This window comes from Ignavibacteriota bacterium, assembly GCA_016713565.1.
Lineage (GTDB): Bacteria > Bacteroidota > Ignavibacteria > Ignavibacteriales > Melioribacteraceae.
The window spans coordinates 179,002-193,035 of sequence record JADJOX010000008.1; the positions used below are offsets into that span (position 1 = coordinate 179,002).

The window sequence follows — 14,034 nt, forward strand, 5'->3', positions numbered from 1 at the left end:
CTTGGATTTAAATGAAGGCTTTCTAACCTCCCCTCACATTGCGTGAGTTACATCTATAAAATAAGAAGTGGAGATACTTCCCAGATGATTTGCCTTTTGTTATTGTTTTTTCGGTTTTTAAATAAACCCTTTTTTTAACTTACTTAGCTCCTCACCTAATGTAAACGTAAAAATAAATTTTTCGATTATCAACTATTATTTGCTTGCCTGATTTAGTATTTTGGCTAGATCGTTTTTATTAACAGTCAATAATTTTGATTTAATTAATCTCGGTGTCAGAGTAATCCAATTTTCATTCTTAGTAAAAACTTCTTTAAATATCTTCAATGATTCATCCACCTTTCCGATATTAGCTAAAGTTACTGCATGCCAATATTTCATTTCTTCATTATCGGGAAACATATTTTCGGCAGTTGAATATTCCTTCATTGCCAAATCCATATCGTTATGTTCTACAGCCAAATCGCCATTGTTCATATGCTCGTATGCCTTGTGAACATTTAATATTCTTTTTAATTCTTTAATAGGTTCCGAGTTATCATCAACTCTAATATCAACAATTCTGTCTTGCCAAATATTTCCTGTTGGTTCGGCTCTAACTACCAATATGGCTGCCGATTGTTTTCCTCTTATATCACCGCCGGCATTTTGAGCCGCCTCTAATGCTGTTACTAATCTATCTGCTAAATTTCCATTTGAATTTTTAAAAGCATCCGACATTGCTTTCCATACTGTGTTATTAAGCATCATATTTGCCTGAGCTGAATAATTATTACCTTCAATATGTCCGGCATCATCAACGCAAAGTTTACCTGTATAGGCAGCCACATTTCCCTTTGAATCCAGAATTGCCAGTTGCCTGTAATCTCTACCTTCATCGGATTCTATTAAAAGATCTAGGACTTGCTTTGCGTGCAGACCTTGTTTTAACAATGCTAAACCTCTTGGTCCGAATGATGGATTAACAAAGGATTGAGTGGCAACAACTCCAACGCCGGCTTCACCCCAAGAAACTATTGTTCCAACGGCAAACCAGTGTGACTGAACCGCAACTCCCATTTCGCCGGTAATTGAATCTCTGGCAACAATAGAAAAAGTATGAGCGAAGGGATTTGATGTTAAAAATGTTTGTGAATTTAAAATAACCGGATATAAAATGATCAAAGCAAATACTTTAAGAATTTTCATATGTACTCTTTTATTTTAGTCCTAAATATTTTTTCTTGAAATTGGCATTGTCATGCATCGGCAGCCGCCTCCGCCTCGTGCAAGTTCTGAACCTTCAATTGTAACTACATATTTTTTTATATTATTCAGTTTTATTTTATTATTGATTATGTCTTTTGCCTTAATAACTTCCAATCCCTTTTTGTTAATCGCATCTATTGTATATTCATTTCTGCTGTAACCTATAATTTTACCGGGCGCGACCGCAAAAAAATTAGCTCCACTGTGCCATTGCTCTCTTTCTTGAATCCAATGATCGCTTTTCCCGCCGCAGTAAATCGGCTCAAGATCCATTCCTAGTTTAGATAAAGATTGAATTACATTATCTTCTTCATTAATACTTTTTACTTTACCGTTATCAACTTTTATATGTATTGATTCATACGCGTGATTGTTTAAGATAACCGGTGAATATATTAAACATTTGTCATTATCTAAAATTGTAAAAACCATATCCAGATGAATAAACGATTCCGGCTGTTTTGGAAGAACTTGCGCGATAATGTTCATCGTTTTTTTCGATTGTTTGATATTCTCAATTAAATAATCTATTCCTTGCGGAGAAGTTCTCGCGCTTATTCCAATTACTAAAATATCTTCTCTTGCAACAATTATATCACCGCCTTCAATTGTTATTTTAGAATTATCCAATTTATTCGGATTAATAACATTTGTATTAAATATCTTTTTAGAATTAAAAATGGCATCCATAATTATTGCCTCTCGTTCTCTTACTTGATTGGCAAATTTCCCGATTAAAACTTTATTATTAAATGAAACGGACGCGTCTCTTGTGAAAAAAAAGTTATGAAGAGGATGCAATTCATATCTTTCATCATTAAAATATTTTGAAAGATTAAATTCCTTTAGCGGAACTCCTTCAATTAATTCTTTAGCAAGAATATTATTAGGTAATTCTAACAAAAGATCAACAATTTCATGTGCATTTTCTTTAAGGCAAATTTTCTTTACTAATTCACTTTTTGATTCGGCGTCACTTAAAACAATTTTTAACAAATCAATAACTTCATAAGTATTTGTTATTTTTTTAAGTATTTTTTTGAATTGAGAATATTCTTTACTTGCAACCGATAAATTTAAAATATCGCTGTACAAAGCTCTTTCAGCATTTTGCGGTGTCATATTTTCAATTTCATGTCCCGGGGTATGAATAATGACTTTTTCTAATTCGCCAATTTCTGAGTTTACATTTATTTGCATAGAATGACCTTTTATTGACAATATATAGTTAAATTTACATAATTATAACTAATGTTAAAAATTTGTATATCTTTTTTTGTAAAACCTAAATAAATTATAGACTAATATTTTGATTAACTTAAATCTATGAATAATCATTTAAAGGAAATAATCCCATTTTTTAATAACGCCTCTATTGCGATAGAAAAAGAATTTTCCGAAAACGTTATATCACATTCATTTAAAAAAGGCAATGTAATTACAATGGAGGGTGATAAATGCAATTATTTTCCAATAATAAAAAGCGGAGTTATTAGAGTATACAAAGTAGGTTATACCGGACAAGAAATTACACTTTATAGAATAAATTCCGGAGAGAGTTGTATTTTAACAATTTCATGTTTATTGGCTCAAAATAACTTTCCGGCAATTGCTGTCGTTGAAAAGGATTGTGAAGTTCTGCTTATATCCGCAGAAAAAATTAGAGAATGGATTAGAAAATATGATATTTGGGCGGAATATATTTATAATTACTTATCAAAAGTATTAATGAATGTTCTTAAAATAATTGAAAATATTTCCTTTAAAAGAATAGACGTAAGAATCATAGAATATCTAATAGAGCAGAGTTCAAAGCATGGCAAAACATTGGTTTTAACTCATCAGCAAATTGCATATGATATTGGAACCGCGAGGGAAGTAGTCAGCAGAACTTTAAAAGAATTAGAATCAAAAAATATTATTTCTCAAGTCCGCGGGAAAATTTTTATCAACGAACATTCCGAGTTAAATAAAAGACTTACATATCTTCAGTAAAAAAATTATACTAAAAAAAATCCTTTGTGATTTTGTCACATACAAATAAGATATAAAGTCCTATGTTTTCATCATAAATAATGTTTAACCAATATTTAAAGTTTAAAACATATGAAAAAAATAAAATATCTCTGTTTGTTATTTTCCATTTCGTTTGCAATTTCCTGCGAAGAAAACATTACCACGGAATGTGAAGAAGAAAAAATGAATACCGCAGTACTTACAAAATTTTCAGATATTCAAAAAAATGTATTTGATACAAACTGCGCTTTATCCGGATGTCATGCCGGTACATTTTTAAGCGCGGGGTTAAATTTATCAAACGGTAAGAGTTATAACGCGTTAGTTAATAAAACTAGCTCATTAAATTCAAATTATAAGTTAGTTGAGCCGGGTAACAGCGAAAATAGCTTTATAATTAAAATGCTAAAGAACACAGGTGAAAGAACAACTATAATGCCGCCGTCTGGAAAACTAAAGAGTTCGGTAATTGATTCAATTTCAGCTTGGATTAACAGAGGAGCGTTAAATAATTAAAGGGATATGTCATGAAATCAAAAATATTTTTTTTCTTACTTTTTTCGTTTGCATCAATATCGATTTTAAATGCTTCAGAATTTCATATTAAAAAATCAGATAAAAACTCGGTTAAATTTATATCTGACGCACCGATTGAAGACTTTGAAGGGGTTACAAATAAAATTGACGGATATCTTTATTTTGAAAATGAAATTGACAATAACAGCCAGCTTCACTTTGAAGTTGATTTGAGGACTCTTGATACCGGAATAGGCTTGCGCAATAGGCACATGCGTGAAAATTATTTGGAAACCGAAAAATACCCAATGGCTGTTTACGAAGGCAAAATTGTTAGATCGGAAAAGATCACAGAAAATAAATATAAAGTCTTTGTAAATGGCGAAATCAATATACACGGTGTAACTAGGAAGCAAAATGTTGAAGGAACAGTTGAAATTATTGGAGATGAAATAATTATATCAACAAATTTTATAGTTAAACTTTCGGATCATAAAATTGAAGTGCCGAGTTTAATGTTTATGAAGATTGATGAAAATATGGATTTGCGGCTCAACTTTAATTTAGAAAAAGCAAAATAATTTTGGAGATAATATGCGAAAATTTGCAAATGTTTTAGTTTACACAATTTTTATAACATCGATTTTATCATTAAATATTATTGCACAAGAGAATAAAATCTCTTGGCAAAAAAGTGAAGAAACAGAATCAGAACAATTACATTTATTTCATTCAACTCATTCTATAAATCTTCCAACATCAGAAACAAATCAACAAGGCGATATTGAATTTGAAATTTCACACAGATTCATTCCTAGAATAAGTGATGGAATTGATGCGCTTTACGGCTTTGACGGTCCGGTAAATATTAAGCTCTCGTTAGGATACGCAATTACAGATTATCTTATTGCTACAATAGCAAGAAGCAATGTTGATGATAATTTACTTTTTAAAACTAAATATCAATTTTTTCAATTTGATAATGTAATTTTCCCAATACAAATTGCGCTAGAGGGTGGAGCCGCGTGGAATACCGATCCGATAGGGAGAAGTTCGGATGACAATAAAAATTTCCAATACTACGGTCAGCTAATTTTTAATTCATTAATTGAACAGAAACTTGGCATTGGTCTGGTTCCCACATATTCATACAACAGCCATATTTATTGTCCTGAAAAACAATATTCATTTACACTCGGCGCTTATATGCAATATTACCTAACAGATTTATTTAGTGTTTTAGCAGAATGGAATCCAACCGTTACAGGATTTAGAGATAAATACAACTCGCTGAGTTTTGGATTTGAATTAGAAACCGGAGGACATTTCTTTAAAATAATTTTTACAAATAATACAAAATTAAATCCAACACAATTTACAACTGGCGCTGATTTACCAATATCCTTAAAGAATATGAGAATTGGATTTAATATTACCAGACTTTTATAAACCAAATGGAGGTTATATGAATAAAAATGTAGGCGGCATAGACAAAAAAATAAGATTCGGTTTAGGCATACTAATTTTGATCATTGGTTATTTAAATAATTCATGGTGGGGCATAATTGGGATTGTACCAATATTAACGGCATTTCTTGGATGGTGTCCTCTTTATGTTCCGTTAAAATTATCAACTATATCTAATAATAAAAATAAATAGAAAGGCTGCATTAATGAAAAAGCTTATATTACCTTTACTTGTTGGTTATACTTTTATGGTTTTTGTTAATACATATGCTAGAGAATTTAGAGTACTGCAAATTCCTAATGGTACAAAGTTCAGCTGCAATACATGTCATACAAACGGCGGCGGTACGGCTAGAAATGCTTTTGGGCAATTGGTGGAAAGCAAATATTTGGACGGAGCGGGAAACGTTCTTTGGGGAAAAGAATTAGCAATGATTGATTCAGATGGCGATGGATTTACAAATGGCGAAGAACTTCAAGATCCAAGAGGAGTTTGGAGTTCGGGTACGGCAAATCCCGGAAATTCAGATTTGGTAACTAGACCAGGAATTTCAACAAGCTTGCCCGACGCAAATATTCTTATAGCAAATAATTCTACATACGGAAATTTACTTACCGATATAGCGGGAAACACATTATATTTTTTCACAAAAGATGCCTTTGAAGCATCGGTATGCAATGATCAATGCGAAGTTAATTGGCCGGTTTTTTACAGTGAAACTGTTATAGCAGGAAGCGAACTCAATTCAGAGGATTTTAATACTATAATAAGAAATGACAGCACTAAACAAACAACTTATAAAGGCTGGCCGCTATATTACTTTTTTAATGATAAATCCGCCGGAGAAACAAATGGCGAGAACATTAACGGCGTTTGGTTTGTGGCAAAACCGAATTATTCAATAATGCTTGTAAACAACCAGCTTGTTGGACACAACGGAATTCAATATAACGGAAACTACGAAGAAGGTCAGGAAGAAATTCAATATTTTGTAGATGGATACGGAAGAACACTATATACTTTTATTAACGATGAGTTTGAGAAAAATAAATTTACTAAAGAAGATTTCAGCAATAATGCTGTATGGCCAATTTATGAAAATGAAAACATAACAGTTCCATCTATTATTGAAACGTCGCTTTTCAAATCAATTGATATTTTTGGTAAAAAACAACTTACATATAAAGGCTGGCCGTTATATTATTTCGGTCAGGATAGTCTGACACGTGGATATAATAAAGGAATAAGTTTTCCCGCTCCGGGCGTTTGGCCGGTTGCCAAAATCGATCTTGGATTAGCTACAGATATTTTGGATGAAAATAACAATAATGCATTATCATCATTTTATCTAAACCAAAATTATCCCAATCCGTTTAATCCGTCGACAAAAATAAGTTTTACAATTCCGGAAGCCTCAATAGTAAAGATTAAAGTTTACGATATTATCGGAAGAGAAGTTGCGACAATTCTTAACAAATCATTAGTTGCCGGTGCACATATTGTTCCATTTAATGCCGATAATTTAGAAAGCGGAGTTTATGTTTATAGAATTTCCGCGAATAATTTTTTTGATTCGAAAAAAATGATATTAATGAAGTAATTTAATTTACTAAACAAGCCGAATAATTTTATTCGGCTTTACTTTTCTATATAGATTTTTTAAATACTTATACTGAAACTAATAACATGAATTGTTTTTTTTAGAAATAATTCTTTCTATAGTATTGGATTCTTTACTTTCTTGTTGATATTGATTATGGTGAAAAATTGTATACAAATATTTTAATTCAATAATTACGCTTCCGCCATCTTTCCCTATTAAAATATTAAAGCCAATATTTGAATCATAGTTTTCATGACCAACATCCAAATTATAATTTGTTGGATCAGGTTGATATAAATGGCTGGCTTCTTCGTTGTTAACAATTCCATAATAACCAACACCAGCGCCAAGGTAAAAATCTGTAAGATATTTGTTTGAAGAATAAATTGCTGTTTCTTTTAATTGTGTAAAAATGCAAGATGATAAACTATTATATTCTTTAGTTGAAACACTGTGGTAATTCGCGGAAAGATTTGTTCTCAAATTCAATTTATCGTTAAATATTAAATCCCAGAAAAACTTTAAGCCAATTGGTGAAAATGTTAAAGTTTGGGAAACCGCGTTAAAATTAATTCCAATGTACGGTTTAAATTCTTGACTATATATTTTTTTATTTATAAGAAGTAATAAAAGTATGAGCAATAAAGATTTATTGTAATCATTTTGATCTAAATTATTATTTAAAAAAAATAATTTATTGATTTGATTAATTAAATCAAAACTAAATTACAAATATTTATATTAATACACTTAAAGTCAAAAATAAATATTGAAATATTAAATAATAATTAAAAAAAATAATTTTACATATTTAACATCTTTTTATAGTCGGAAATTGCTGTTGAAACAAATTTTGGATTTGGCGAGCCGTAAGTTTTTTTATTTTGCAAACACGTTACTACTGATAATGAATTATAAACATCTTCTTCAAAAAGGGGAGAGAAGTATTTAAATTCATGTAAAGTTATTTGATTAAGTTTCTTGTTTTCTTCAGTCGCAAATTTCACAATTTTCCCAAGTATATCATGCGCGTCTCGGAAGGGAATGCCTTTTAATACTAAGTAATCAGCAAGATCTGTTGCCAGCATAAAACTTCCGTCTATATCTTGAACAAATCTATCTTTAGTTACGTTTATGCTTTTGATCATTTCCGACATAAGACTCAGCGAATCGAAAAGTGTAAAATACGAATCGAACATTCCTTCTTTGTCTTCCTGCAGATCTCTGTTATAACTCAAAGGCAAAGATTTAATAGTAGATAACAACGCAAAATAATTTCCGAAAGTTCTGCCATTTTTGCCTCTTATCAATTCAGCCAAATCCGGATTTTTTTTCTGCGGCATCAATGATGAACCTGTTGTATATTCATCTCCGAGTTTAATAAAATTCCATTCGTAGGAAGTCCATAAAATTATTTCTTCACTCAATCTGCTTAAATGCAGCATCGTTAAATTGCACGAATGAAGGAAATCCAAAATAAAATCTCTATTGGAAACCGAGTCTAACGCGTTTTTAGAAATATTTGAAAATCCTAATTCATGCGTAGTAAATTCTCTGTCTAAGGCAATTGTTGATCCGGCTAACGCGCCCGATCCCAAAACATTTTCATCGGCTTGATCAAACGAAAAACCAAATCTTGATTTATCCCGTTCAAGCATTTCTAAATACGCTAATAAATGAAAAGCAAACGAGATCGGCTGAGCTCTTTGAAGATGTGTGTAACCCGGAATTACAGTGTTGATATTATCTTCGGCTACTTCGACCAAACTTTTTTGTAGATCAATTATTTGCTCCCGCAGTTTTATTGAAGCAAATTTAATCCAAAGTCTTACATCGGTAATTACTTGATCATTCCTGCTTCTTGCCGTGTGTAATTTTTTTCCGGTATTTCCAATTAGTTCTGTAAGTTTAGATTCAATGGCGGAGTGAACATCTTCAAACTCTGAAACACTTGGAATCCAATTCCCTTCATTAAATTGAAGAAGTATTGTGTCCAAAGAATTTTGAATACTTTGATTTTCTTCGCTTGTTATTATTCCAATTTTATTCAGCATATTTGAATGAGCTTTACTGACTTTAATATCCCATTCTATCAAATTTATGTCATAAGAGAGAGAAGAGGAAAATTCCAACGCTTTACTGTCAAATTGTTTGCTGAATCTTGAACCCCACAACATGTTAAGCTCCATTTAATTGAATAAGTAGAAAAATCAAAAAAAATTACTAATCAAAAAATATTCAAATGAATATAATAAAAAAGACAAAACGCTATTTAACTAAAAAGTTGTTTGCATTTTGTCTTAAGGATTTTATACTAAAGATTTATAAACTTTTTACTTTCTCATATTCTTTTTTCGTATGTCTTGTAATTACTTGATGCGGTAAACTTGTAATATTAATAAAGCCTTCGGCATCTTTATGATTAAAAGTGTCTTCTTCGGTATAAGTCGCGAGTTCCTGATTATATAAACTGTTTTCCGAAACTCTCGCAAGAACTTTTATTGTGCCTTTATATAATTCTAAAGTTACTTCACCGCTCACTCTTTCTTGAACTTTATCGAAGAAAGCAGTTAAGGATTCAAACAAAGGTGAATACCAAAAACCGTCATAAATTAAATTAGCGTAAGTATTGGATGCGTTTTGTTTATATCTGAAAGTATCTTTATCCAAAGTCAGTTTTTCCAATTGTCTGTGTGCTTCATGAAGAATTATCGCGCCGGGAGCTTCATAAACTTCTCTTGATTTAATACCGACAACTCTGTTTTCAACAATGTCCAATCTTCCTATTCCGTGTTTTCCGCCGATGTCGTTTAAAGTGCTTACTAATTGAGCGCCGGGAATTTCAACCCCGTCTATCTTTGTTGGTATACCTTTGTTAAATGTAATTTTAATTATTTCCGATTTTTGAGGCGCGTCTTTTGGATTGGCGGTGATTTGATATGCGTCTTCCGGCGGCGCTTCTGCTGTATCTTCTAAAATACCGCATTCAGTCGCAATGCCCCAAATGTTTTCATCAATTGAATAAAGTTTCTGCAAGTTAGCGGAAATCGGAATATCATTTTCTTTTGCATAAATAATTTCTTCTTCTCTGCTTTTAAATTCCCAAGTTCTTAAAGGCGCAAGAATTTGAATGCTTGGATCCAAAGTTTTCATTCCTACTTCAAATCTAACCTGATCATTTCCTTTTCCGGTACATCCGTGAGCAATCATATTCGCGCCTTCTTTTTGCGCAATTTCAACCATTAGTTTAGCTAATAAAGGACGACCGATAGCGGTAGCGAGCGGATATTCGCCTTCATAAAGAGCTCCGCCTTTAAGTGCTTTAAATGCATATTCTTCAATAAATTCTTTTTGTAAATTAACTACGTATGCTTTTGAAGCGCCCGTACTTAAAGCTTTTTCTTCAATATTTACTATCTCGGTTTTTTGTCCCAAATTTCCGGTTACGGTAATAATCTCGGCATTATATTTTTTACTGAGCCATTTAACCATTACGCTTGTATCCAAGCCGCCGGAATAAGCTACAACTATTTTGTTGTTCTGCATCTTTTTGTTACCTCATTTTTTATAATTATCTGTAATTAAATTTTTAAGTATCTCAATTATTTTATCAATGCTTGAAATTTTATTGGGAATAATTAAAACTGTATCATCGCCGCCGATTGTTCCTAAAATTTCTTCACGGTTAAGTCTGTCGATATAATGCGCTACACCTTGAGCTCTTCCGGCAAGAGTTCTTAAAACTATCATTGATTCATTTTGCGCGATGTTTAATATTTCAAGTCCAACTAATTTTGCAATTTCTTTACCATAATCAGTACTGCTCAAAATATATTGAACGCCTAAATTTGTAAAAGTTCTAATTACACCTAGATCAGCAAAATCTCTGCTCAATGTCGCTTGAGTTATTGTTACTCCTTCATTTTGAAGTAATTTAAGAATTTGTTCTTGATTTGAAATAATTCGTTCAGTTAAAATTCTTTTAATTTTGTTCTGCCTTACTAATTTTGATGACATAATTCTTCACTTTTGTTTGTTATTAAATTATCAATTAATAATACCTCTACAAATTTATTAACAAAATAATCAATATGTGACACGTCAATTATAAAAGGCGGAAGAATTCTTAATACATTATTTCCGGCAGTGCCAACCACAATTTTATTTTCAATTAATTTAGCGGCTATATTTTTTGCATCAATTGATTCATTAAATTCAATACCAATCATTAATCCTTTAACGCGAATTTCTTTAATTATTGGAATTTTCTTTTGTGAAATTTTTTCTATAAATAATTTCCCAAGCTTATCAACATTTTCCAAAACTTCATTGGAAACTAAATCTGTAACTTTATTTGCCACAGAAATAGAAACCGGATTACCACCAAATGTTGAACCGTGACTTCCCGGCGTTATAGCTTCGGCAACTTTATCCGAACAGATAACCGCTCCAAGCGGGAAACCGTTTGCTATTCCTTTCGCCAGTGTTACAATATCCGGAATAATTTTACTATGCTGATACGCAAAATATTTTCCCGTCCTTCCGTTTCCGGTTTGAATTTCGTCAACTATCATTAATATGTTTTTTTCATCGCAAATTTTTCTAACTTCATTCAAGTAATTTTCAGATGGAATCAATATTCCGTTTTCGCCTTGAATTGGCTCAAGCATAACGGCTATTGTTGTTTCGTCAATCGCGTTTTTAATAGCTTCGGAATCATTGTATGGTACGCTTATAAATCCCGGAGTTAACGGATAAAACCCTTCCCATAATTTTTCCTGGGCGGATGCGGATAAACTTCCGTATGTTCTTCCGTGAAAACTTCCTTTTGCGGAAATTATTGTTGATTTTCCCATACCGTATTTTCTTGCAAATTTAATTGCGGCTTCATTTGCTTCGGTTCCCGAATTGCAGAAAAATACTTTATCCAATCCCGATTTATCGCAAAGTTTTTTTGCCAATTCTTCCTGTGGAGTTGATGTAAATAAATTTGACACGTGCCATAAATTGTCAATTTGTGAAATAGCGGCATTAACCAACTTCTTATTCTTATGACCCAAACCGGTAACCGCGATACCGCTTAGAAAATCCAAGTATTTATTTCCGTCCTTGTCGAATAAGTAAACTCCGTCACCTTTAATAAATTCAACGGAATTTCTTTTATAAGTATTTACTTGATAACTTTTAATTTCAGAATTAGTTGACAATCCAAGTTCCTTTTACGTTATTATTATTTATTTCATTGCCGATCCAAATATTGTTTACTCCGTTTGACAATAAATTCAAGCATGAATTAATTTTAGGTATCATTCCATTATTTATTTCACCGGTGGATATTCCATTTTTAAGTTCATTTGCAGAAAGTGAATTTTGATATTTGCCGTTTAATATTACTCCTTCGATATCCGAAACAAAAAATACAGAATCCGCTTTAAGTAATTTTGCGATTGCGCCGGCAAAAAGATCGGCGTTAACATTCATTAAATTTCCGTCTTTATCTCTGCATATGCTTGAAAAAACAGGAAGTACATCATCTTTAAGTAAATCTTTTATCCAAATTGCGTCATCAATATTTGATACCGGATTACCAACAAATCCCAATTTATCATTGACATATTCGGCAACAAAAGAATCCATATCAATTCCGTTTAATCCAATTGCCTTAATTCTATTTTTATGTAGGTAAGCTGTTAATTTACTGTTGATTAATCCGCCTTGAACAGCCGCGGTAATTTCCATTGTTTCTTTACATGTAATTCTTTGACCTTCAAAAAAATCGGATTTAATTCCCATTTTTTCAGCCCATTCGGTAATTAGTTTTCCGCCGCCGTGGATAAGAATTACTGATGAATATTTTTGCTGTAAATTTTTTATAAGATTTACGCCTGCCATTGTAGTTGTAAATTCTTCTAAATATTTTCCACTGATTTTTACGATTGCTAAGTTCATAATAGTTCTCTTAAGTTCTATAGTGAGCGTTAATTTTGATATATTGTTCGGAATAATCACACGTCCACCAAGTTGTGTTCGCGTTTCCGTCATTAAGATCAAGTGTAATGGTAATTTCTTTGTTTTCTAAAATTTTCGCAGCTTCTTTTTCAACATCATTTATTTTATAATTTGGTGACATAAGAGCTAAATCATCAAAATATAAAGTAACTTTTTCGGGTTTTATATTTGCGCCGGAACTGCTTGCCGCCGAAATTACTCTTCCCCAATTTGGATCGCCGCCATTAATAGCTGTTTTTACCAATGGAGAATTTGCAATTGCTTTTGCTATAATATTTGCGTCTTTATCGCTCGGGGCGTTAGTTATATTTAGAGTTATAAATTTTGTTGCTCCTTCACCATCAGCGACAATTGACTTTGCCATTTTTATTGAAAGATCTTTTAACGCGGAAACAAATATTTGATAGTCATCGGAATTTTCCAAAACCTCTACATTGCTCATTCCGTTTGCAAGAAGAATAACCATATCATTTGTACTTGTTTCGCCATCAACAGAAATTTTATTGTATGAATCGTTAACCGCTTCCGTTAAAGCAGATTGTAATAAAGATTTCGAAATTTTTGCATCTGTAGTTACAAAACCAAGCATAGTTGCCATGTTTGGCATTATCATTCCGCTGCCTTTTGCAATTCCGCCAATAACAATTTCACCTTTGGAAAGTTCAACTTTTACCGCAAAGTTTTTCTTAACTAAATCTGTTGTCATTATAGCTTCAGCCGCAAGCAATCCGCCGTCGTCACTTAAATTTTCTTTTAATTGAGGAAGTGAATTTTTAATTGCATCAATGTTAAGTTTTAAACCTATAACGCCTGTAGAACTTACCAATACTTCATCTTGATTAATTTCTAAAATATCTGCGCAGCTTTTTTGCATTTCCAAAGCGTCTAAATGCCCGTCTACACCCGTACAAGCGTTTGCGTTTCCGGAATTACAAATTATTGCGTGAACTTTCCCATTTTGTTTTGTAATATTTTCTGATATTGTAACCGGCGCGGCTTTTGCTTTATTTAATGTATACACGCCCGCGGCTTCAGATGGAATAGACGAATATATCAAAGCAAGATCTTTGTTTTTCTTTTTTAATCCGCAGTGAATTCCCGAAGCTTGAAATCCTTTTGCCGATGTTACGGAACCATTTTCGATATAAGTAATTTTTGTTTCCATTTCAGTAAT

Annotated in this window: 15 protein-coding genes; 6 read left to right on the forward strand and 9 right to left on the reverse strand. The window is 32.0% G+C overall.

What is annotated here, in order from left to right; genetic code table 11:
* Window positions 1–195 precede the first annotated feature (195 nt).
* The gene (locus tag IPK06_15415; protein ID MBK7981363.1) at window positions 196–1,188 is read right to left on the reverse strand and encodes a DUF1028 domain-containing protein; all 993 of its coding nucleotides are present in this window, start codon (window positions 1,186–1,188) and stop codon (window positions 196–198) included.
* A 21-nt stretch (window positions 1,189–1,209) separates the two neighbouring features.
* A complete protein-coding gene (locus tag IPK06_15420; protein MBK7981364.1) occupies window positions 1,210–2,448 on the reverse strand; it encodes an arginine deiminase in 1,239 nt (412 codons plus the stop codon).
* A gap of 126 nt (window positions 2,449–2,574) precedes the next feature.
* On the opposite strand from IPK06_15420, the gene IPK06_15425 reads away from it, so the two are divergent.
* The 6 genes from IPK06_15425 (at window position 2,575) to IPK06_15450 (ending at window position 6,848) form a co-directional block, all read left to right on the forward strand.
* Window positions 2,575–3,243, forward strand: a complete 669-nt coding sequence (locus IPK06_15425) for a Crp/Fnr family transcriptional regulator (protein MBK7981365.1) — start codon at window positions 2,575–2,577, stop codon at window positions 3,241–3,243.
* A 111-nt stretch (window positions 3,244–3,354) separates the two neighbouring features.
* Window positions 3,355–3,780, forward strand: a complete 426-nt coding sequence (locus IPK06_15430; protein MBK7981366.1) for a hypothetical protein — start codon at window positions 3,355–3,357, stop codon at window positions 3,778–3,780.
* 11 nt (window positions 3,781–3,791) lie between these two features.
* Window positions 3,792–4,361, forward strand: a complete 570-nt coding sequence (locus tag IPK06_15435) for a YceI family protein (protein ID MBK7981367.1) — start codon at window positions 3,792–3,794, stop codon at window positions 4,359–4,361.
* Between the two features lie 13 nt (window positions 4,362–4,374).
* Window positions 4,375–5,229 (forward strand): hypothetical protein, encoded by an 855-nt coding sequence (locus IPK06_15440; GenBank protein ID MBK7981368.1) that lies wholly within the window; start codon window positions 4,375–4,377, stop codon window positions 5,227–5,229.
* A gap of 16 nt (window positions 5,230–5,245) precedes the next feature.
* On the forward strand, window positions 5,246–5,440 hold the full coding sequence (locus IPK06_15445; GenBank protein ID MBK7981369.1) for a DUF2892 domain-containing protein: 195 nt from the start codon (window positions 5,246–5,248) through the stop codon (window positions 5,438–5,440).
* 13 nt (window positions 5,441–5,453) lie between these two features.
* Window positions 5,454–6,848: a T9SS type A sorting domain-containing protein gene (locus tag IPK06_15450; GenBank protein ID MBK7981370.1), complete on the forward strand. Its 1,395-nt coding sequence runs from the start codon at window positions 5,454–5,456 to the stop codon at window positions 6,846–6,848.
* Window positions 6,849–6,926: 78 nt separating this feature from the next.
* Here the strand turns inward: IPK06_15450 and IPK06_15455 are convergent, their stop codons facing one another.
* From IPK06_15455 to argJ, 7 genes are all read right to left on the reverse strand, one after another.
* Window positions 6,927–7,493 carry a hypothetical protein gene (locus IPK06_15455; GenBank protein MBK7981371.1) on the reverse strand — a complete coding sequence of 189 codons (567 nt, stop codon included), beginning with the start codon at window positions 7,491–7,493 and terminating at the stop codon, window positions 6,927–6,929.
* 161 nt (window positions 7,494–7,654) lie between these two features.
* Window positions 7,655–9,028 (reverse strand): argininosuccinate lyase, encoded by a 1,374-nt coding sequence (gene argH / locus IPK06_15460; GenBank protein ID MBK7981372.1) that lies wholly within the window; start codon window positions 9,026–9,028, stop codon window positions 7,655–7,657.
* 145 nt (window positions 9,029–9,173) lie between these two features.
* The gene (locus IPK06_15465; protein MBK7981373.1) at window positions 9,174–10,397 is read right to left on the reverse strand and encodes an argininosuccinate synthase; all 1,224 of its coding nucleotides are present in this window, start codon (window positions 10,395–10,397) and stop codon (window positions 9,174–9,176) included.
* A gap of 12 nt (window positions 10,398–10,409) precedes the next feature.
* Window positions 10,410–10,868: an arginine repressor gene (locus IPK06_15470; GenBank protein ID MBK7981374.1), complete on the reverse strand. Its 459-nt coding sequence runs from the start codon at window positions 10,866–10,868 to the stop codon at window positions 10,410–10,412.
* Complete coding sequence (locus IPK06_15475) at window positions 10,853–12,058, reverse strand: aspartate aminotransferase family protein (GenBank protein MBK7981375.1); 1,206 nt, start codon at window positions 12,056–12,058, stop codon at window positions 10,853–10,855. Before IPK06_15475 ends, IPK06_15470 begins: the two co-directional genes overlap by 16 nt.
* A complete protein-coding gene (argB, locus tag IPK06_15480) occupies window positions 12,048–12,800 on the reverse strand; it encodes an acetylglutamate kinase (GenBank protein ID MBK7981376.1) in 753 nt (250 codons plus the stop codon). Before argB ends, IPK06_15475 begins: the two co-directional genes overlap by 11 nt.
* Window positions 12,801–12,810: 10 nt before the next feature.
* Window positions 12,811–14,025: a bifunctional glutamate N-acetyltransferase/amino-acid acetyltransferase ArgJ gene (gene argJ, locus IPK06_15485; GenBank protein MBK7981377.1), complete on the reverse strand. Its 1,215-nt coding sequence runs from the start codon at window positions 14,023–14,025 to the stop codon at window positions 12,811–12,813.
* Between the last annotated feature and the right edge of the window lie 9 nt (window positions 14,026–14,034).

Excerpts from the sequence above, each read along its gene's own strand:
- IPK06_15420 (MBK7981364.1), bottom strand. The coding sequence starts at position 2,448 with ATGCAAATAAATGTAAACTCAGAAATTGGCGAATTAGAAAAAGTCATT.
- IPK06_15470 (MBK7981374.1), bottom strand. The coding sequence starts at position 10,868 with ATGTCATCAAAATTAGTAAGGCAGAACAAAATTAAAAGAATTTTAACT.
- IPK06_15415 (MBK7981363.1), bottom strand. The coding sequence starts at position 1,188 with ATGAAAATTCTTAAAGTATTTGCTTTGATCATTTTATATCCGGTTATT.
- IPK06_15430 (MBK7981366.1), top strand. The coding sequence starts at position 3,355 with ATGAAAAAAATAAAATATCTCTGTTTGTTATTTTCCATTTCGTTTGCA.
- IPK06_15465 (MBK7981373.1), bottom strand. The coding sequence starts at position 10,397 with ATGCAGAACAACAAAATAGTTGTAGCTTATTCCGGCGGCTTGGATACA.
- argJ (MBK7981377.1), bottom strand. The coding sequence starts at position 14,025 with ATGGAAACAAAAATTACTTATATCGAAAATGGTTCCGTAACATCGGCA.
- argH (MBK7981372.1), bottom strand. The coding sequence starts at position 9,028 with ATGTTGTGGGGTTCAAGATTCAGCAAACAATTTGACAGTAAAGCGTTG.
- IPK06_15445 (MBK7981369.1), top strand. The coding sequence starts at position 5,246 with ATGAATAAAAATGTAGGCGGCATAGACAAAAAAATAAGATTCGGTTTA.
- IPK06_15440 (MBK7981368.1), top strand. The coding sequence starts at position 4,375 with ATGCGAAAATTTGCAAATGTTTTAGTTTACACAATTTTTATAACATCG.
- IPK06_15425 (MBK7981365.1), top strand. The coding sequence starts at position 2,575 with ATGAATAATCATTTAAAGGAAATAATCCCATTTTTTAATAACGCCTCT.
- IPK06_15450 (MBK7981370.1), top strand. The coding sequence starts at position 5,454 with ATGAAAAAGCTTATATTACCTTTACTTGTTGGTTATACTTTTATGGTT.
- IPK06_15435 (MBK7981367.1), top strand. The coding sequence starts at position 3,792 with ATGAAATCAAAAATATTTTTTTTCTTACTTTTTTCGTTTGCATCAATA.
- argB (MBK7981376.1), bottom strand. The coding sequence starts at position 12,800 with ATGAACTTAGCAATCGTAAAAATCAGTGGAAAATATTTAGAAGAATTT.